The sequence below is a fragment of the Sulfurifustis variabilis genome (assembly GCF_002355415.1).
Taxonomy (GTDB): Bacteria; Pseudomonadota; Gammaproteobacteria; order Acidiferrobacterales; family Sulfurifustaceae; genus Sulfurifustis; species Sulfurifustis variabilis.
In genome coordinates this window covers 21,425-39,529 of sequence record NZ_AP014936.1, presented here as the reverse complement: position 1 = coordinate 39,529, position 18,105 = coordinate 21,425, and the positions used below count along the sequence as shown (strand labels likewise).

Annotated in this window: 15 protein-coding genes; 4 read left to right on the top strand and 11 right to left on the bottom strand. The window is 67.7% G+C overall.

The genetic code is table 11. The annotated features are described in order from the left end of the window. Positions 1-50 precede the first annotated feature (50 nt). From odhB to SVA_RS00140, 6 genes are all read right to left on the bottom strand, one after another. Positions 51-1,322 (bottom strand): 2-oxoglutarate dehydrogenase complex dihydrolipoyllysine-residue succinyltransferase, encoded by a 1,272-nt coding sequence (gene odhB, locus SVA_RS00165; RefSeq protein WP_096457068.1) that lies wholly within the window; start codon positions 1,320-1,322, stop codon positions 51-53. A 31-nt stretch (positions 1,323-1,353) separates the two neighbouring features. Beyond that, positions 1,354-4,200 carry a 2-oxoglutarate dehydrogenase E1 component gene (locus SVA_RS00160; protein WP_096457065.1) on the bottom strand — a complete coding sequence of 949 codons (2,847 nt, stop codon included), beginning with the start codon at positions 4,198-4,200 and terminating at the stop codon, positions 1,354-1,356. Between the two features lie 97 nt (positions 4,201-4,297). Further along, positions 4,298-4,945 (bottom strand): thiol:disulfide interchange protein DsbA/DsbL, encoded by a 648-nt coding sequence (locus SVA_RS00155; RefSeq protein WP_096457062.1) that lies wholly within the window; start codon positions 4,943-4,945, stop codon positions 4,298-4,300. A 63-nt stretch (positions 4,946-5,008) separates the two neighbouring features. Then, entirely contained in the window at positions 5,009-5,596 is a 588-nt protein-coding gene (locus SVA_RS00150; protein ID WP_096457059.1) for an LON peptidase substrate-binding domain-containing protein, read from the bottom strand. Further along, positions 5,593-6,948: a UDP-N-acetylmuramate:L-alanyl-gamma-D-glutamyl-meso-diaminopimelate ligase gene (gene mpl, locus SVA_RS00145; protein ID WP_096457056.1), complete on the bottom strand. Its 1,356-nt coding sequence runs from the start codon at positions 6,946-6,948 to the stop codon at positions 5,593-5,595. Before mpl ends, SVA_RS00150 begins: the two co-directional genes overlap by 4 nt. After that, positions 6,948-7,445, bottom strand: coding sequence for a hypothetical protein (locus SVA_RS00140; RefSeq protein WP_096457053.1), 498 nt, complete (start codon positions 7,443-7,445; stop codon positions 6,948-6,950). The genes mpl and SVA_RS00140 overlap by 1 nt, the downstream gene beginning before the upstream one ends. Positions 7,446-7,546: 101 nt before the next feature. Here SVA_RS00140 and rnd point away from each other — a divergent pair, with 101 nt between their 5' ends. Then, on the top strand, positions 7,547-8,644 hold the full coding sequence (gene rnd, locus SVA_RS00135) for a ribonuclease D (protein ID WP_169923910.1): 1,098 nt from the start codon (positions 7,547-7,549) through the stop codon (positions 8,642-8,644). Here the strand turns inward: rnd and mltA are convergent. From mltA to SVA_RS00110, 5 genes are all read right to left on the bottom strand, one after another. Then, positions 8,641-9,750: a murein transglycosylase A gene (gene mltA, locus SVA_RS00130; protein WP_197703299.1), complete on the bottom strand. Its 1,110-nt coding sequence runs from the start codon at positions 9,748-9,750 to the stop codon at positions 8,641-8,643. The two genes, rnd and mltA, sit on opposite strands and share 4 nt — an antisense overlap. Before the next feature lie 194 nt (positions 9,751-9,944). Further along, positions 9,945-12,227, bottom strand: a complete 2,283-nt coding sequence (gene topA, locus SVA_RS00125; RefSeq protein WP_096457044.1) for a type I DNA topoisomerase — start codon at positions 12,225-12,227, stop codon at positions 9,945-9,947. A 180-nt stretch (positions 12,228-12,407) separates the two neighbouring features. Then, a complete protein-coding gene (locus tag SVA_RS00120) occupies positions 12,408-12,890 on the bottom strand; it encodes a Smg family protein (RefSeq protein ID WP_096457041.1) in 483 nt (160 codons plus the stop codon). Then, on the bottom strand, positions 12,890-14,029 hold the full coding sequence (dprA, locus tag SVA_RS00115; RefSeq protein ID WP_096457038.1) for a DNA-processing protein DprA: 1,140 nt from the start codon (positions 14,027-14,029) through the stop codon (positions 12,890-12,892). Before dprA ends, SVA_RS00120 begins: the two co-directional genes overlap by 1 nt. Positions 14,030-14,078: 49 nt before the next feature. Then, on the bottom strand, positions 14,079-15,155 hold the full coding sequence (locus SVA_RS00110) for a LysM peptidoglycan-binding domain-containing protein (RefSeq protein ID WP_169923909.1): 1,077 nt from the start codon (positions 15,153-15,155) through the stop codon (positions 14,079-14,081). 156 nt (positions 15,156-15,311) lie between these two features. Between SVA_RS00110 and def the strand changes: the two genes are divergently transcribed. The 3 genes from def to rsmB are packed head-to-tail and all read left to right on the top strand — an operon-like array spanning position 15,312 to position 18,071. Then, positions 15,312-15,815, top strand: coding sequence for a peptide deformylase (gene def / locus SVA_RS00105; RefSeq protein WP_096457032.1), 504 nt, complete (start codon positions 15,312-15,314; stop codon positions 15,813-15,815). 8 nt (positions 15,816-15,823) lie between these two features. Then, a complete protein-coding gene (gene fmt, locus SVA_RS00100) occupies positions 15,824-16,762 on the top strand; it encodes a methionyl-tRNA formyltransferase (protein WP_096457029.1) in 939 nt (312 codons plus the stop codon). 13 nt (positions 16,763-16,775) lie between these two features. Further along, positions 16,776-18,071, top strand: a complete 1,296-nt coding sequence (rsmB, locus tag SVA_RS00095; RefSeq protein ID WP_096462753.1) for a 16S rRNA (cytosine(967)-C(5))-methyltransferase RsmB — start codon at positions 16,776-16,778, stop codon at positions 18,069-18,071. Positions 18,072-18,105: the final 34 nt, after the last annotated feature.

Below are 18,105 nucleotides of genomic sequence, written 5' to 3'. Positions count from 1 at the left end.
ATGCGCAGCCGGCGGAAGGCGCGGCCTGGCGCGCGGGCGCTGCGCGTTGCCTACACGCCGAGGAGCAGGCGCGCGGGATCTTCGATGAGCTCTTTGATCGTGATGAGAAAGCGCACCGCCTCTCGGCCGTCGATCAACCGATGGTCGTAGGAGAGCGCGACATACATCATGGGGCGGATCACAACCTGTCCGTTCTCCGCGACCGGCCGCTCCTGCACGCGGTGCATGCCGAGGATCGCGCTTTGCGGCGGGTTGAGGATCGGCGTGGACAGCAGCGACCCGAACACGCCGCCGTTGGTGATGGTGAACGTGCCGCCCGTGATCTCGTCGATAGCGAGCGTTCCCGCCTGCGCCTTGTCGGCATACTCCTTGATGCGCGCCTCGATGCCGGCCATGTCCAGACGATCGGCGTCACGCAGCACCGGCACTACGAGCCCGCGCGGCGAGGCGACCGCGATGCCGACGTCGTAGTAGCCGTGGTAAACGATATCCCGTCCGTCGATCGAGGCGTTCACCTCGGGAAAGCGCTTCAGCGCCTCGACGGCGGCGGTGACGAAGAACGACATGAAGCCGAGCCGGATCCCGTGCTGCTTCTCGAAGCGCTCGCGATAGCGATTGCGCAGATCGGTGACGGGCTGCATGTTGACCTCGTTGAAGGTCGTCAGCATCGCCGCGGTGCGTTGCGCTTCGACGAGGCGCTCGGCGATGCGCGCGCGCAGGCGCGTCATCGCGACCCGGCGCTCGGGGCGCTCGCCCGGATGCAGCCCGCGCAATTCGGCGACGGCTGCCGTGGCCTCGGGCTCGAGCGGCGCCACCCGCTCCGGCGCTTTCACCGCCTCGGGACGAGGGGCCTCGGCGGACACCGTCTGCCGCAGCACGTCATCCTTCAGCACGCGCCCGCCTCGGCCGCTGCCGCTTACGGTGTCGAGGCTGACACCGCGCTCGGCGGCGAGCCGGCGGGCGGCGGGCATGGCGGCGGGGGCGGGCTTCTCGGCGGGCGCTGGCTTCCTCGCGGCGTCGGGAACGCGGACGGGAGTCGGTTTAGGGGCCGGCGCCGCAGCCGGTTTGGCGGTCTTCGGTGCCGTTTCCGCCGTGATGCGCCCGATGACCTGACCGGACGCCACGGTCGATCCTTCCGCGACGGCTATGTCCGCGAGCACGCCGTCATCCGGCGCGGGTACCTCGAACACGACCTTGTCGGTTTCGATGTCGGCGAGTATGTCGCCGCGCTTCACGGCGTCGCCCGCGCGCTTGCGCCATGTCACCAGCGTCCCGTCACTCACCGATTCGGGGAACGCAGGAACCGTCACTTCGCCCGCCATGTTTCGCCTCCTGTGATCGGCGCCTGGTTGCTCACGCGAGCGGCTTGAAGGCGTCGTCGAGCAACTCGTGGAGCTGCTTCAAGTGTAGGTGGTAGTCGCCGACGGCAGGGGCGGCCGAAGTCGGTCTTCCGGCGTACTGCACCTCCCTGCCTTTGGGCAACGCGGCGCGCAGCCGGTGCTGGGTCGTGTACCAGGCGCCCTGATTGCGCGGCTCCTCCTGGCACCACACGAATTCCGTCGCGCGGGGGTAGCGTTTCAGCTCGCGGGCGAGCGACTCGGCCGGAAAGGGATAGAGCTGCTCGACGCGAACGATCGCCACGTCATTGCGACCCGTCTCCCGGCGGCGTTCCGCCAAATCGTAATAGACCTTGCCGGCGCAGAGGAGCACCCGCCGTATCGCGTCCGCCTCGATGCCCTCGGGCTCCCCCAGGATCTTTTCGAACCCGCCCTGGGTGACGTCGTCCAGCGCGCTGAAAGAGTGGCGCAATCGAAGCAGGCTCTTCGGGGTGAACACCACGAGCGGCTTGCGGCACTCCTGGATCATCTGCCGGCGGAGAAGATGAAACAGTTGCGCGGGAGTCGTCGGAATGCAGACGGTCATGTTCTGCTGCGCGCAGAGCTGCAGATAGCGCTCCGGGCGCCCGGACGAGTGCTCCGGGCCCTGGCCTTCGTAGCCGTGCGGCAAAAACATCACCAGACCGGAAAGTCGCTCCCATTTCTGCTCGCCGGCGCTGATGAACTGGTCGATCACGACCTGCGCGTTGTTCGCGAAATCCCCGAACTGCGCCTCCCACACGGTGATCGTTTTCGGGTCCGTCGTGGCGTAGCCGTACTCGAAGGCGAGCACCGCCTCCTCGGAGAGCAGCGAGTTGATGACGAGGAAGCGAGGCTGCTCGTCATACAGGTTGCGCAGCGGCACGTACGCCGTGCCGTCCTTCTGGTTGTACACGATCGCGTGCCGGTGAAAGAAGGTGCCTCTGCCGGAATCCTGGCCCGAGATGCGGACGGCGTAGCCGTCGCGAAGCAGGCTTGCGTAGGCCAGGTTTTCGGCGAATCCCCAATCCAGCGGCAGCGCGCCCGCCGCCATCTTGCCGCGGTTCTCGTACACCTTCGCGACGTTCGGATGGAGCTCGAAACCCTCCGGCAGGCGGCTCATGCGCTCAACGAGCTCGCGGACGGTCTCCCGCGGGACCCGGGTTTCCACCGCGTCCGGGCAGGCCTTTCCCACATACCGCGCCCAGTCGGCGCCGTAGGTGTAGCGGGAGCGCTCGCGCGGCACCATGTTCGGCGCGACCGAGGCGCCGGCGTCGAGGGCGTTCCGATAGGAGCTCACCTGGGCCTCCACGCCCGCCTCGTCGAGCACGCCCTGCGCCACGAGCTCGGACGCGTAGCGCTCCCGCGCGGTCGGCAGGCTGCGGATGCGACGGTACATGGCCGGCTGGGTGACGGAGGGTTCGTCCGCTTCGCTGTGCCCGTGCCGCCGGTAACCGATCAGATCGATGATCACGTCCTTGTGGAAGGTCATGCGGTAATCGAGTGCGATCTCCGCAACGAACAGCACCGCCTCCGGGTCGTCGGCGTTCACGTGCAGGATCGGCGCGTTGACCATCTTCGCGACGTCCGAGGCGTAAAGCGTCGAGCGTGCGTCCTGCTGGAGGCTGGTGGTGAAGCCGATCTGGTTGTTCACGATCACGTGGACCGTGCCCTTGGCCGAGTACCCGCGCAGCTGGGACATGTTGAAGGTTTCCATCACCACGCCCTGGCCCGCGAACGCCGCGTCGCCGTGGATCACGATCGGCAGCACGCGCACGCCGTACTTGTCCCTGAGCCGCTCCTGGCGCGCGCGTACGGAACCTTGCACCACGGGCCCGACGATCTCGAGGTGCGACGGATTGAAGGCGAGGGCGAGGTGCACCTGGCCTCCGGGGGTCTGGACGTCGGACGAGAAACCCAGATGGTACTTCACGTCCCCGGTGCCGTTGCCGCTGCCACGGGCCTTGCCCTCGAACTCGAGGAACAGTTCCGCGGGTGTCTTGCCCATGAGGTTGACCAGCACGTTCAGCCGGCCGCGATGGGCCATTCCCATCACCACCTCTTTCATGCCGTAGGAGCCGCTGCGCTGTACCAGCTCCTCGAGCAGGGCAATCAGGCTCTCCGCGCCCTCGAGCGAAAAGCGCTTCTGGCCGACATACTTGGCGTGCAGGTAGCGCTCGAGCCCCTCGGCCGCGGTCAGCCGCTCGAGCAGGCGTCGCTTCACCTCGGCCGGATAGGCGGGCACGCCCCGGACGCTCTCCAGGCAGCTCTGCAACCAGCGCTTCTCGGCGGTGTCGGTAATGTGCATGTACTCCGCGCCGATCGTCCCGCAGTACGTGCGCGTGAGGATGTCCAGGATTTCGCGAAGCGGTGCCCGCCGCGGGCCGACCAGCGAACCGGTTTCGAAGACCGTGTCGAGGTCGCCGGCCGTCAGCCCGTGGTAGTGCAAATCGAGATCGGGTGCCTTCGGGCGCTCCCAGAGCTCGAGCGGATCGAGCCGGGCACGCTGGTGCCCGCGGAACCGATAGGCGTTGATGAGCTGCAGGACCCGGACCTGCTTGCGTTCCTGGTCGGCGGCAACCGGTGCTGGCACGGCGGCAGGCGCGGGCGCCGCCTCCCTTCCGATGCGCCGGAAGGCATCCCGCACGATCGAATGGGAGACCTCGGTCGTCTGGCCGTCGACACGCGGCAGGCCGTCGAAGTAGGCGCGCCAGGCCGGGTCGATCGCGGTGGGGTCGTTCAGGTAGAGATCGTAAAGCGCTTCGAGGTACGCGGCATTGGCACCCCCGAGATGCGAGGTGCTCCACAGCGCGCGGAAACTCCTGTCCTTCGCGAGATCGTGCATGACTCCGCAGAAATGCGGGTGGTGGGCCTTGAATTAAAGTATATCCGCCCCGCGGAGCACCTTAAACGCGACCGCGGGTGGGGATAAAACGGCGGGATCAGGGCCGGGCGGAGCCTCGGGCGGACGCTCTCTCGCGGGCGGCCTTCTGGACGAGGAACTCGATGACCTTGAAGACCGCCTCCTCGCCGCCGGCCAGCGAGGGGCTCGTCACGTATTTGCCGTCCACCGTGATCGTCGGGACGGAATTGATGCCGTACGCCTCGTTGAGGCGCTTTGCCTTTTCAACGTTCAGGCGCACCCCGAAGGAAGCGAACGCCTCGCGGAACTTGGCCGGATCGACCCCGTGCTCCTTCACGAACTGCACCAGGCTTTGCTCGTCGTCCAGCCGTGGCTTGCCACGCTGGACGGCTTCGAAGAAAGCCGGGTGCAGCCGTTCGGTCACGCCGAGGGCCTCGAAGGCATAGAAGGCCTGGGCATGGGTCAGCCAGCGCTGGGCCGTGCCGGGGGTGCGGACGAAGGCGACGTTGGCGGGTTTCCTGCTCAGCCATCTGTTCAGCGCGGGCTCGAGCGTGTAGCAGTGCGGACAGCCGTACCAGAAGAACTCCCGGACCTCGATCTGCTTGCCCGTCTCGACCGGCTGCGGGAAGGGCACCTCCGCGTAGTGTCTGCCTTCCTCGAAACCGCCGAAGGCCAGAACGGGGGCCAGCACGAGCAGCGATACCGTCAAGGCGAGAAGTCTCTTCATGCGCGAGCTCTGGGGAGGTCAGCGGCGGGGAGCCTAGTGCAGAATCGGCAGCGGCGCAACGACCTACGCGTTTCCGCCCGGCGGGGTCGGAAACAACTCGGCGAGCACGTCCAGGCGGGCCACCGGGTCGTCGAGCTCGAGCAGCGCCTGCTTGAGGCCGAGCGGCAGCGGGAGAAGCTCCGTCAGCCGACCCGCCAGCCAGCCGGCGTCGTCGAATCGCGCCGGTGGAAACCACGCCTCGTCGCCCACCTGCTTCAGCACCTGCTTCAGCACCTCGACGAGCCGCCCGTGCCGTTCCGGAACAGGAACCTCGCCCTCCGGCAGCGTCTCGACCTCCGCGAGCACGAGCTGGTCGGGCTGGGTGTGCGTGCCGTTTAAGCGAATGCGCCCGGTGCCTCGCGCGACGACCTCGAGGATGCCCGGCTGGTCCATGTCGCAATGCGCCACCTGTACGAGCGTGCCGATGGGATGCGGCTCCGCGGCCGCCCCGACCTCCTCGCCCTTCTTGATCAGGCACACGCCGAACGGTCGGTCGCTTTTCATGCAGCGGGTCACCATGTCGACGTAACGCTTCTCGAACACCCGCACGGCCAGGCGTCCGCCCGGAAACAGCACCGCATTCAGCGGGAAAATGGGCAGCTCGGACGTCACGAGCCCCCCAGGCGGTCGAGCAGCCGGGCGTGCAGGTTCTCGAACCCGCCGTTGCTCATGACGAGCACATGATCGCCGGGCCGCAGTTCGGCAGCGAGCGCATCGATGATCGCGGCGACCGAATCGAGCACGCGCCCGCGTCCGTCGAGCGTCCTGGTGACGCGCTCCAGGTTCCAGGTGAGATCGTTCGGCCGGAAGAGATAGACCCGGTCGGCGAGCACGAGCGCCGGACCGAGCGTATCGCGGTGTACGCCGAGCCGCATCGTGTTGGAGCGCGGTTCGAGCACCGCTATCAGTCGCGCGTCGCCCACCCGCTGGCGCAGTGCCTCGAGGGTCAGGCGGATCGCGGTCGGATGGTGCGCAAAGTCGTCGTACACCGTGACGCCGTTCGCCTCTCCGCGAACCTCGAGCCGTCGGCGCGCGTTCTGGAACGCGGTCAGCGCCGCGCAGCCGCGATCGACCGGCACGCCCGCGTGGTGGGCGGCAGCGAGTGCCGCGAGGGCGTTGTCCACGTTGTAGGCACCGTAAAGCCGCCAACGCACTTCGCCCGCCGGGTTACCGCGATGCACCACCCGAAAGCGCGAGCCGTCCGCTTCGATGAGCTCCGCACGCCATTCGCTCTCCCCTCCGAAGCGCTCGACGGGCGTCCAGCATCCCGCTTCGAGCACGTCGCGGAGGTTCGCGTCGGCCGCGTTCACGACAAGCCGCCCGCTCGGCGGAACGGTGCGGACCAAATGATGGAACTGACGCTTGATCGAATCGAGGTCGGGAAAGATATCCGCATGGTCGTACTCGAGATTGTTGAGCACGGCCGTGCGCGGACGGTAATGCACGAACTTCGAACGCTTGTCGAAAAACGCGGTGTCGTACTCATCGGCCTCGATGACGAAGTGGCGTCCCTCGCCGAGGCGCGCCGAGATACCGAAGTTCGTTGGCACACCGCCGATCAGGAAGCCGGGCTTCAAGCCCGCGTACTCGAGGATCCAGGCGAGCATCGCCGAGGTCGTGGTCTTGCCGTGCGTGCCGGCGACGGCAAGCGTCCAGCGTCCGGCCAGCGCGTGCTCGGCGACCCACTGCGCGCCGGACGTGTAGGGGATGTCCGCGTCGAGCACCGCTTCCACCAGGGCATTGCCGCGCGACAGCGCATTGCCGATGACGACCGAATCCGGGCGCGGATCGAGGTGCGAGGGCTCGTAACCCTCCCGCACCTCGACGCCCTGCTCCTGGAGCTGCGTGCTCATCGGCGGGTAGAGACCCTTGTCCGAACCGGTCACGCGATGCCCCAGGGCGCGTGCGAGCAGCGCGACGCCGGCCATGAACGTGCCGCCGATACCGAGAATATGGACGTGCATCACACTGGCTCCGGCGGGGGAATCGGCAGGAACGCGCTCGTCACGAGAACAGAGACGAAAAGGTACGCGAGGCCGAAACCCGCAGCGAGACCGAAGCCGATGGACAGGGCGTGGCGCAGGATATGGCCGTACACCAGCACGAACCAGACGATGAAGGGCAGCGCAGTCACCGGCGGTGCGACGATCGGCTGCGCCAGCGTGACCGCGGCGTGCGACAGCAGCGTGAGCAGCGCTCCGCAGCCGGCCAGGGCGGTCAGCGTCTGGCGGGCACGGTCGGGGTGGTTGCGAAGGAGCAGTGCCGTGTGGGCAAGCGCGACGAGCAGGACGGTGTCGACCACCCCCGCCTGCAGTGCGGCTCGCAGATCGACCATGCCACGCAAGCTCAGCACGTCGGCCGCCACGTGGGCGAGCAGGGCGAGCGCGAGCAGGCCGTTCGACGCGGGGAGGTCCTGCGGGTTGGCGCGGAGCAGACAGATTCGGAGGAAAGTTGCGAGCATGGGCGGCGGATGCGAAGGCGCCGGCATTGTAGCAGCGGCCCGCTGCGACGCGCACTCGATCGGCCATTGGGAATGCGCCGCGTAGGCCCTACACTGTGTCGGTGCAAACTAGCCTCATCACCGAACCGGCGGCGCTCGCGGATCTGACAGCCAAAGTCGCGGAAGCCCCGTGGATCGCATTGGATACGGAGTTCACGCGGGTGCGCACCTATTACGCACGCCTCGGACTCGTGCAGATCGCAACGACCGGCGAAATCGCCTGCGTGGATCCGCTCGCCCTCGACATCGAGCCGCTGCTCGAGGCGCTTTATGCGCCGCGCTCGCTCAAGATACTCCATGCCGCTCGCCAGGATCTCGAAGTGTTCTACGACCGTCGCGGGTCGGTGCCCGTCCCGCTGTTCGACACCCAGATTGCGGCGGCGCTCGTCGGTCATCCCGAGCAGATCGCCTACGCGTCGCTGGTCGAGGCGTTGGCGGGCGTGAAGCTTCCGAAGCTGCACACGCGCACGGATTGGGAGGCCCGGCCGTTGAGCACCGAGCAGCTGCATTACGCGCAGGACGACGTCCGCTTCCTCGGCGCGTTGTACGAGGAGCTGGCCGCCGAGCTCGACCGGCGCGGGCGGGCTGCCTGGCTCGAGGAGGAATGCAGGGCGCTCGCCGATGCGGCGCTCTACGCCAACGACCCGGCCGTCGCCTATCAGCGCATCAAGGGCGGGCATATGCTGACGCCGGCCGGACAGGCGCGCCTCAAACGACTCGCGGAGTGGCGTGAGCGCACGGCCAAGTCGCGCGATCTGCCGCGCGGCTGGGTGGCACCCGACAACGTGCTGATCGACCTGGCGCGGAGCGCGCCGACGGACCGCGCCGCGCTCGCCCGCGTGCGGGGCGTCACGCCCGCGGTGGTCCGCACTCACGGCGAGGCCTTGCTCGACCTCCTGCACGCCGACGGCAAAGAGCCCGGGGAGAAGCTTTGGAGTGACCCGCGGCCGCCAACCGCCGAGGAACAGGCGCTCCTGCGCCGCCTGCAGGCGCGCGTGGAGGAGGCCGCGACCGACGCCGGTGTCGCCCCTGCCGTGGTCGGCGGGCGACGGGCCGTACTCGAGCTGATGCGGGGAGGAGGGGGACCGCTCGCGCGCGGCTGGCGTCGTACGCTGGTGGGTCACGAGCTGATCGGGATCCTGGCCGGCACGGCCGCCTAGAACGACGGACGCTGCGCCGGAAGCAGCACGTAAATCCGGCCGGGCTGCTTCATGCGGCCGGCCAGACGCTCCGCCTGTGCACCCTGGCCGAAGAAAAGATCGGCGCGCACGGGACCGCGTATCGCGCCGCCCGTGTCGTGCGCGAAGACAAGCCTGCGATAGGGGGCCGGGTCGTCCGGAAGCGTCGTGTCCAGCCAGACCGGCGATCCGAGCGCCACGTGGCGGGGATCGACCGCGATCGCGCGCTCGCGCTGCAGCGGGACACCGAGCGAGCCGAGCGGGCCGGGCAGGGCCGGGTCGCGCAGCGCGAAAAAAACATAGCTCGGGTTGGCGTTCATGATGTGGGAAGCCTTCTCGGGATTCGCCTTGAGCCAGTCGCGAATCGTCGCGAGCTCGACCTCTTCCGGCTTGAGGACACCGAGCTCCACGAGCCTGCGGCCGATGGCCACGTAAGGATGCCCGTTCTGGTCCGCGTAACCGACGTGAAGCTGTTCGCCCGTATCCAGCCGCACCCGCCCGGATCCCTGGATCTGAAGAAAGAACAGCGCGACCGGGTCGTCCACCCACAGCAGCTCGTTGCCGGCGAGGGGGGCATGGCCGTTGTCGATCTGGGCGCGTTCAAAGTACGGGACCACCCGCCGGCCGAGCAGACGGCCGCGCACCCGGCGGTTTTTCAGCTCGGGGTAAAGCGCGCCGAGGTCGACGCTCACCAGGTCCTCGGGCGGCCGATAGACGGGGTAACGGTAGCGTGCGCTGCGTGCCAGGCTGCCGCGGAGCAGCGGCTCGTAGTAGCCGGTGACGAGTCCCTCGCGGCCGCCGTCCTCGTTCCGCATGGCGAAGGGCACGAACCGGGTCTCGAAGAAGGCGCGCGCGATGTCGTCGTCGACCTCCCCGAGGAGCGCCGCGTCCTCGCAGATCGCGGCCCAGCTCGTATCCCGCTCGGGCAGGCGCGTGCAACCGGCCATGAAGGCCGGCCACGCGGAGGCGAGTCCCGGTTCCGGCCAGCCGGGCAGCTCGGACCAGGAGAGGGCGCGAGCGCGATCCGGCTCGCTCGTCGGTGCCGACGTGCAGGCACCGAGCGCCAGCAGGGAGGCTGCGACCCACAACCTGGCGGTCCCGACACGGCGCCGCGCGGACGGCGCCCGCTCGTGCCATCGCTCACACGAGGGACGGGCTTCGGCTTCGACCCTGGGGAGGCATGGCCGCTCGGCGTATGCGCTCATGCCACAAGTATATCGCCACACCGAGAAGGGCCAGCGGTGCTGGTCGGAGGAGTCGCGCCGCCGGGCGACGCCGGCGATCAGTTCGGGGTCGCCTCGTCGTGCGGCTCGCTGAAGCCGCACTCCTTCTGGGGACAGACCTTCTCGGTGCCGCGACGCTTGGTGGTCTTGATCGTGAGGATCGGCCAGCCGCACTTGGGGCAGGGCTCGGCGAGGGGCAGGTTCCAGACGGCGTACTTGCAGTCCGGGTAGCGGGCGCAGGAGTAGAAGATCTTGCCGTAGCGCGACTTGCGCTTGAGCATGGTCGCCTGCTTGCACTCGGGACACTGCACGCCGGTGTCCTCGGGTTTCTCGAGCGGCTCCATGTGGCGGCACTTCGGGTAACCGCTGCAGCCGATAAACTTGCCGTAGCGCCCGCGCTTGACGATGAGCTGCGAGCCGCACTTGGGGCACATGCGCCCTTCGAGGATTTCGGGCTCGTTGGACGCACCGGCGGCCTCATCGACGTTGCGGGTGTAGTCGCAGTCCGGGTAACCCGTACAGCCGATGAAGTAGCCGTTGCGGCCGAGCCGCTTCGCGAGCTTCTTGCCGCACTTCGGACAGTTCTCTTCCAGCATCTCCACTCCGGGGCGCTCCACCGTTTCCTTCTCGCTCACCTGGCCCTTGAACTCGACCCAGAAGTCCTTGAGCAACGGGCGCCACTCCTTCTCGCCGCGCGAGATCGCGTCGAGGTCGTCCTCCATGCGCGCCGTGAACTCGTAGTCGACGTAGTTGTGGAAGTGCTCGGACAGGAACTTGTTCACCACGCGTCCGACGTCGGTCGGCGTGAAGCGGCGCTTGTCGAGGGTGACGTAACCGCGCTTCTCGAGCGTGTCGATGATGGTCGCGTAGGTCGAGGGGCGCCCGATGCCGTAGGCCTCGAGCGCCTTCACGAGGCTCGCCTCGGTGTAGCGCGGCGGCGGCTCGGTGAAGTGCTGCTCCTTGCGGATCTGCTTGAGGTCGACCGTGTCGCCCGCTTCGAGCGGCGGCAGCATTTTCTCGTCCTCGTCCTCGGGGGCCTCGTCGGTCCCCTCCTGGTATACCGCCATGAATCCCGGCTTCACGATGTGCGAGCCCGTAGCCCGGAAGACGTTGCCCGCTCCCGCCTCGAGATCGACCGAAACCGTGTCGAGCAGCGCCGGGACCATCTGGCAGGCGACGGTGCGCTTCCAGATGAGCTCATAGAGCTTGTACTGCTCGGGCTTGAGATGTTTTTTGATGCTCTCCGGCGTGCGCGCGGCCGAGGTCGGGCGGATGGCCTCGTGCGCCTCCTGCGCGTTCTTCGACTTGCTCTTGTACAGCTGCGGCTCGTCCGGCAGGTTGTCCACGCCAAAGCGATCCTTGATGACGTCGCGGATCTCGATCACCGCCTCGTTCGCCAGGTTCACCGAGTCCGTGCGCATGTAGCTGATGAGACCCACGACCTCCCCGCCGATGTCGACGCCTTCGTACAGGCTCTGGGCGGTGCGCATGGTGCGCTGCGCCGAGAAGCCGAGCTTGCGCGAGGCCTCCTGCTGCAGCGTGGAGGTCGTGAACGGCGGCGCCGGGTTGCGCCGGCGCTGTTTCTTCTCGACGGTCGCGACCTTGAGTCGTCCCTGCGCCGCGCGGTTCAGTTCGGCCTCGACCCGGTCGGCGTGCCCGGCCTCCCCGATCGTGAACTGCTCGAGCTTCTCGCCCTGAAAGTGCGTCAGGCGCGCCGCAAAGTCCTTGCCGCGCGCGGCGAGATCGGACTCGATGGTCCAGTACTCGCGCGGCACGAAGCGTTCGATCTCCTCCTCGCGCTCGACGATGAGGCGCAGGGCCGGGCTTTGCACGCGACCGGCGGAGAGGCCACGGCGCACCTTCTTCCACAGGAGCGGCGACAGGTTGAAGCCGACGAGGTAATCGAGCGCGCGCCGCGCCTGCTGCGCGTTGATCAGGTTCTGCGACAGCTCGCGCGGTTCGCGGATCGCCTGCTGGATCGCGTTCTTCGTGATTTCGTAGAACTCGACGCGGTGCACGGGCTTGCTGTCGAGCACGCCGCGCTCCTTGAGGATCTCGTAGAGATGCCAGGAGATCGCCTCGCCCTCGCGGTCCGGGTCGGTCGCGAGGTAGAGCGCCTCGGCGTTCTTCACCGCCTTCTCGATCGCATCGACGTGCTTCTTGTTCTTCTCGATCAGCGCGTACTTCATCGCGAAGGCGTTTTCCGTGTCGATCGCGCCCTGCTTGGGCACGAGGTCGCGCACGTGTCCGTACGACGCGAGAGCGACGAACTCCTTGCCCAGGTACTTGGACATGGTCTTCGCCTTCGCGGGCGATTCCACAACGATCAGGTTCTTCGACATCTCCGGCCTTTACCCGAAATCTGCAATCGGATGCCCCGCACCGATCCGGTGCCACCACTTGCCAGGCGGGGAAGGAGGACTGGGATCCGGCTGTGCCGCCGCGGGCGGGGTGCCCGGGGCGCATTGTTGACGATAGATGCCGGGGCGTGTCAAGTCGACCCCGGGCGGCGGGGCTCGACGCTAGTGCAGGTAGCCCTGCACGCCGTCGAACACCAGGTCCTCGAGCAGCGCCTGCGCGTGCTCCTGGCCGGTCTGGTTTCCGAGCACCATGAGCAGGACCCACTTCAGCTGCTCGACCGAGATTTCCTCGAGATCCAGGGCCATGACGCGCTCGATCACGAGCTCTCTGGCGTGGGCGTCGAGCACGCCGCTCGCCTCGATGAACAGCAGGAAACCGCGGCACTCGGCGTTGAGCTTGCGCGCCTCGGCGCCCGTGTAGTGCCGCAGCGCGGCGGGGTGCGCACGCACGGGGTCCGTCTCCTGACGGCTGCGGCTCGCAGCGAGCCCTTCCAGCCAGCGAAAGGCCTTGCGGATCTCGCCCTTGCGAAAACCCGCCTCGGCGAGCTCGACCGTGAGCTGCTTTTGATCGGTACTGAGTTCGGGGCCACCGTCCATGTAGTTTTCGAACAGGTACATCAGCACGTCGAACACGTTTTCTTTCATCAGTCGCTCTGCGTCAGCGGTGCTGCGCGCTGATAGGTGGCGCCCGGCCCGGCCGTCACCAATCCACGCAACTCGAGTGTCAACAGGATGGAGGAAACGATATCGGGCGTCAATCCGCTGTGCTCGATGAGCGCATCGATCGACAACGGATCGTGAGAAAGGAGACGAAGCAACCGTCTGGCATCGTCATCGAGATTCGAAGCCTCGTGCGTCGAGCGCGACGAGACGCTCGGTACCGAGGGCAAGAGCGCGCCCAATTCCTCGAGGACGTGTCCCGCGTCCTCGACGAGCTTCGCGCCCTGGCGGATAAGCGCGTGACACCCGCGTGCCAGGGGCGAGTGGATCGATCCGGGCAGCGCGAACACCTCGCGCCCCTGTTCCGCGGCCAGCCGCGCGGTGATGAGCGATCCGCTGCGCAGGGCAGCTTCGACGACGAGCACACCCGTCGCAAGCCCGCTGATGATCCGGTTGCGCACCGGAAAATTTCCGGCGTGCGGGGGCGTGCCGATCGGAAACTCCGAAACGAGCGCGCCGCGGCGGGCGATCGCTTCCGCCAGCTCGCGATGGCGAGCGGGATAGACGAGATCGAGCCCGTGGCCGGCGACGGCCACGGTCCGGCCGCCCGCCTCCAGCGCGCCGCGGTGCGCGGCCGCGTCGACGCCCATCGCAAGACCGCTCGTGATCGTCAATCCGGCCCGTGCGAGGGCCCGCGCGAACGCGGCCGCGTTCTGCTGACCGACGAGGCTGGCGTTCCGGCTCCCCACGATGGCGAGCTGGGGTTCCGCGAGGGCGGCTCGTTCTCCCCGGACATACAGCGCGACGGGCGCGTCAGCGATCTCGCGCAGCAGTGGCGGATAGTCGGGATCGGTCCACGTCACGAGGCAACGATCGGGCTCCGCGAGCCAGGCGAGATCCGGTCCGACGCGCGAGGCGTCCGGACCCGCGAGGAGCGTGTCGATCGCCTCCGGCCGTGGCGCTTCGCCGGTTGCGGCTTCGAAAGCCGAAGCGAGGCCGACTCGACTGGCGGCGAAGACCGCCTCGATGGTTCCCAGTTGCTCCAGCAACGCGCGGCGTCCGCGCGTGCCCAGCCCGGGAACGCGAACGAGGGTCAACCAGAGCGCGAGGCGATCGGCGTCCATGCCGGTTGCTGCTCAGCGCCGCCCGTGCGCCACGTGGAGCATGGCCGTCTTAAGGCGTGACGACCGCGTCGAGGATGTGGATCGGCCGGTTCGCGTTCATCACCAGCCCGTAGCTCACCTTGTCGAAGATCCTGAAGACCAGGACGAGGCCCGATTCCTCGTCGGGCAGCGGGTAATCGCGGCGGGTCACCGGATCGTTGTGCTTGCCGACGTGTCGCATGACACGTAGCACATGGCCCTCCTCGAGGCCTTCGCGCCTGCCGAGACTCAGCGCAACGACGGTGTACGGGCCGACCTCCGACACCGCGTTGAGCGCGGAGATGACGCGACCCTCGACGCGGTTGGCCGGAGGCCGCGGGTAGTAATAAGGCAGCGCCGCGCGCGGGGGCGCGACGAGCAGCCGGTCGGTCGGCAGAATTTCCTGCTTCACGGCGGTCACGACCAGCTTGGTCGGATCGCCGGACTCCAGGCGGCGCGCATCGCCGAGGTAGATCGCCTCGTAGCCCAGCAGCTCTCCGGTTTCGGGGTGCTTCAGCGGCTTTCCGGGCCGGAAGACCTGAAAGTATTCCGCATCCCGATTGGACACCCCGCGCGCGTAGAACTCGCTGTGATCGCCCAGCGCGATGCGGCTGTCGAGGCCGATCGTCACGTAACCCGCCTCTTCGAGCTCGCGCTCGCCGACGGCAAGCGGTTGCGTGAGAAAGGGCACGATCGCGCCCGGTGGAATCGTCGGGATCGCCTGGTCGAGGGCCTCGCTGTGGACGCGGGGTTGCAGCTTGAAGACGTTACCGCCGGGCGCCCCGACCGCCATCGTGGCGCTTCCGTCCGCGTTCAGTTTCTCGGCGCGCAGGAGCGTGAGCTCCGGCTGCCCGTCTACATAGCGCAGCACGATCACGTCCCCGGGGTAGATGAGGTGCGGGTTCCTGATCGCCTGGTTGATCTTCCAGATGCGCGGCCAGTGCCAGGGGCTCTTCAGGAATCGCGAGGCGATATCCCAAAGCGTGTCGCCGCGAACAACCGTATAGCGTTCGGGATGATCCGGCCGCAGCTGGACGTCGTCCGCGAAGGCGAGCAGTGGAGCGAGGGCAAGGACTATTATAAGTGTGCGTAGTCGGCGGGGCCGCACGGCATTCACAGGCGGTCGACTCCCTTTTGATATAATCCGCCCTGAGTGTAGTTGATGTCTTTTCGGAACGCCAAGGCGCGAACCAGGTCAAAAGCACTTGCCGATCAGTGATCTTCGCGAAAATTCTTCAACCGTTTTGGAGCTAGCCGCAAGCCGATGGCGCTGCGCAAAATCCTTCACTATCCGGATCCTCGCCTGCGGCGCAAGGCGGAGCCCGTCGCGGAGGTCGACGGCGAGATACGTGCGCTCGTGGACGACATGGCGGAGACCATGTACGACGCTCCCGGCATCGGACTCGCCGCGATCCAGATTGGGGTCGCGAAGCGCGTCGTGGTCATGGATCTGTCCGAGGAACGGAACCGGCTCCAGGTATTCATTAACCCGGAGATCATCGCCCGGGATGGCGAACAGATCATGGAAGAGGGGTGCCTCTCGGTACCCGGCATCTTCGAGCCGGTGACCCGGGCCGGGTTCGTGCGGGTCCGCGCGCTGGACCGGGAGGGACGAACCTACGAGCTCGAAGCGAGCGGGCTGCTCGCCACGTGCATCCAGCACGAGATCGACCACCTCGACGGCAAGGTGTTCGTGGACTACCTCTCGCGCCTTAAACAGGAACGCATCCGCAAGAAGCTCGAGAAGCATCAGCGGCTCGCCATGTAGACCGTTCCGTGCGCCTCGTCTTCGCCGGAACGCCTGCTTTCGCCCTACCCACCCTCGAGGCGCTGCTCGCTGCCGGACACGACATCAGGGCCGTTTACACGCAACCGGATCGGCCGGCGGGCCGGGGGCGGCGGTTGTCAGAGAGCCCGATCAAGAAGTTTGCGCTCACTCACAGTTTACCCCTATACCAGCCCCCCACTCTGACAGGGATCGACCGCCATTTGGCACCCTTGGAACCCGATGTAGCGATCGTGGTGGCTTATGGCCTGATACTTCCTCCGGCGATGCTCGCGCTCCCGCGCTTCGGGTGTGTGAACGTCCATGCCTCGCTGTTGCCCCGGTGGCGCGGGGCCGCACCTGTTGCGCGTGCGATCGAGGCGGGAGATCGCGTGACCGGGGTCACGATCATGCAGATGGAGGCGGGCCTGGACACCGGACCGATGCTGGCCCAGGCCGAAGTCCCCATCCTCGATTCGGACACGTCCGCATCGCTCGAGTCGCGGCTTGCGCCACTGGGCGCGGAACTCATGGTTCACACGCTGAACCTGCTCGGGCGGGGCGGAGTCCGCGCGCGCGCGCAGGACGACGCCGCGGCCACCTACGCCCCCAAGCTGCGAAAGTCCGAAGCGACTGTGGACTGGACGCGATCCGCGGAATCGCTCCATCGCAAGATTCGCGCTTTCAACCCTTACCCGGTCGCCAGCACACTCCTTCGCGGTGAGCCGCTTCGCCTGTGGGAGGTCGGGCCGCTCGATGACGGTGAGGAGGCGACACCGCCCACCGAACCAGGCACCGTCCTCGATACCGGCGCCGCAGGCATCCGGGTACAGACCGGCGGCGGGTCGTTGCTCCTCACGCGGCTGCAGGTCGCGGGCGGAAAGGTCCTCGAGGCGCGCGATTTCCTGAATGGGACCCGGCTCGCACCCGGTGACCGTCTCGGAAGCTGACCGGTTCGCCCGCATGTCGGGGACCGCCAACCCGCGCGCCGCCGCCGCACGCGTGATATTCCAGGTGACCGAGGAACGCCGCTATTTGGACGCGGCGCTGGACGAGGTCACGGGAGCGACCGCCCAAGTCGATCGTCCGCTCGTGCAGGAGCTCGCCTACGGCACGCTGCGCTGGTACCAGCAGCTGGACGGCATTGCCCACCTGTTTCTCGCCCGACCGTTGAAGGCGCGCGACCGGGACGTGCACGCGCTCATCCTGGTCGGTCTCTACCAGCTGCGCCATCTGCGCGTACCGGCGCACGCGGCCGTGGACCAGACCGTGGAGGCGACGGCCGCCCTCGGAAAGTCCTGGGCGAAAGGGCTCGTCAACGCCTGCCTGCGGGCGAGCCTGCGCGAGGCGAACCGTGTCGCGGCCGCCGTCTCGGCGTCCGATGAGATGCGCTTCAGCCACCCCGCATGGCTCATCGCGCGCCTCCGCGCCGACTATCCCCGGGATTGGCAACGCATCCTCGAGGCCGGAAATGCCCGCCCGCCGATGGCCTTGCGCGTGAATCTCGGACGCCTCTCGCGCGAGGACTACCTTGCGCTCCTGGAACGCCAAGGCGCCCTTGCCCACGCCCACGCGGCTTCCGACGCCGCGCTGGTGCTGGACAAGCCGCTGCCTGTCGATCGTCTCCCCGGGTTCAGCGAAGGCCTGGTTTCGGTGCAGGACGTGGCGGCGCAGATCGCCGCCGCGCTCCTCGATGCGCAAAACGGCGAACGGGTGCTCGACGCCTGTGCGGCGCCGGGTGGCAAGGCCGCGCATATCCTGGAACGCGCTCCTGAAGTCGAGCTCCTCGCCCTCGACATCGACCCCGGGCGCCTCGCCAGAACCCGGGCCGGTCTCGATCGCCTGGGGCTCGCCGCCCGTCTCCTTGCTGCCGACGCGTCCAAGCCGACCGAGTGGTGGGACGGCCGACTTTTCGACCGGGCGCTCGTCGACGCGCCCTGCTCTGCGACCGGCGTTATCCGTCGCCATCCGGATATCAAGGTCCGTCGCCGTCCGGACGATCTGCCTAAACTCACCGAGACCCAAGCGGGCATCCTGGAGGCCGTGTGGCCCTGCCTACGCCCCGGGGGTAAGCTTTTGTATGTCACCTGCTCCGTCCTTGGGGAAGAGAACGAACAACAAATGCGCGGCTTTCTCCGGCGACATGCGGACGCCATGCCGGAACCGGCAGGGTGCGCCGGCGCACGGATCGGCCGCCAGATACTGCCGGGCGAGGACGAGATGGACGGCTTCTATTATGCATGCCTGCTCAAGCGCTGAAGCGCGCCCCGAGACACGGCGCGCCGCGCCGCGG

Coding starts and splice junctions, on each gene's coding strand:
- SVA_RS00160 (WP_096457065.1), bottom strand. CDS start 4,200: ATGCACGATCTCGCGAAGGACAGGAGTTTCCGCGCGCTGTGGAGCACC.
- topA (WP_096457044.1), bottom strand. CDS start 12,227: ATGTCGAAGAACCTGATCGTTGTGGAATCGCCCGCGAAGGCGAAGACC.
- SVA_RS00155 (WP_096457062.1), bottom strand. CDS start 4,945: ATGAAGAGACTTCTCGCCTTGACGGTATCGCTGCTCGTGCTGGCCCCC.
- rsmB (WP_096462753.1), top strand. CDS start 16,776: ATGTCGGGGACCGCCAACCCGCGCGCCGCCGCCGCACGCGTGATATTC.
- SVA_RS00120 (WP_096457041.1), bottom strand. CDS start 12,890: ATGAAAGAAAACGTGTTCGACGTGCTGATGTACCTGTTCGAAAACTAC.
- mpl (WP_096457056.1), bottom strand. CDS start 6,948: ATGCACGTCCATATTCTCGGTATCGGCGGCACGTTCATGGCCGGCGTC.
- dprA (WP_096457038.1), bottom strand. CDS start 14,029: ATGGACGCCGATCGCCTCGCGCTCTGGTTGACCCTCGTTCGCGTTCCC.
- SVA_RS00140 (WP_096457053.1), bottom strand. CDS start 7,445: ATGCTCGCAACTTTCCTCCGAATCTGTCTGCTCCGCGCCAACCCGCAG.
- odhB (WP_096457068.1), bottom strand. CDS start 1,322: ATGGCGGGCGAAGTGACGGTTCCTGCGTTCCCCGAATCGGTGAGTGAC.
- def (WP_096457032.1), top strand. CDS start 15,312: ATGGCGCTGCGCAAAATCCTTCACTATCCGGATCCTCGCCTGCGGCGC.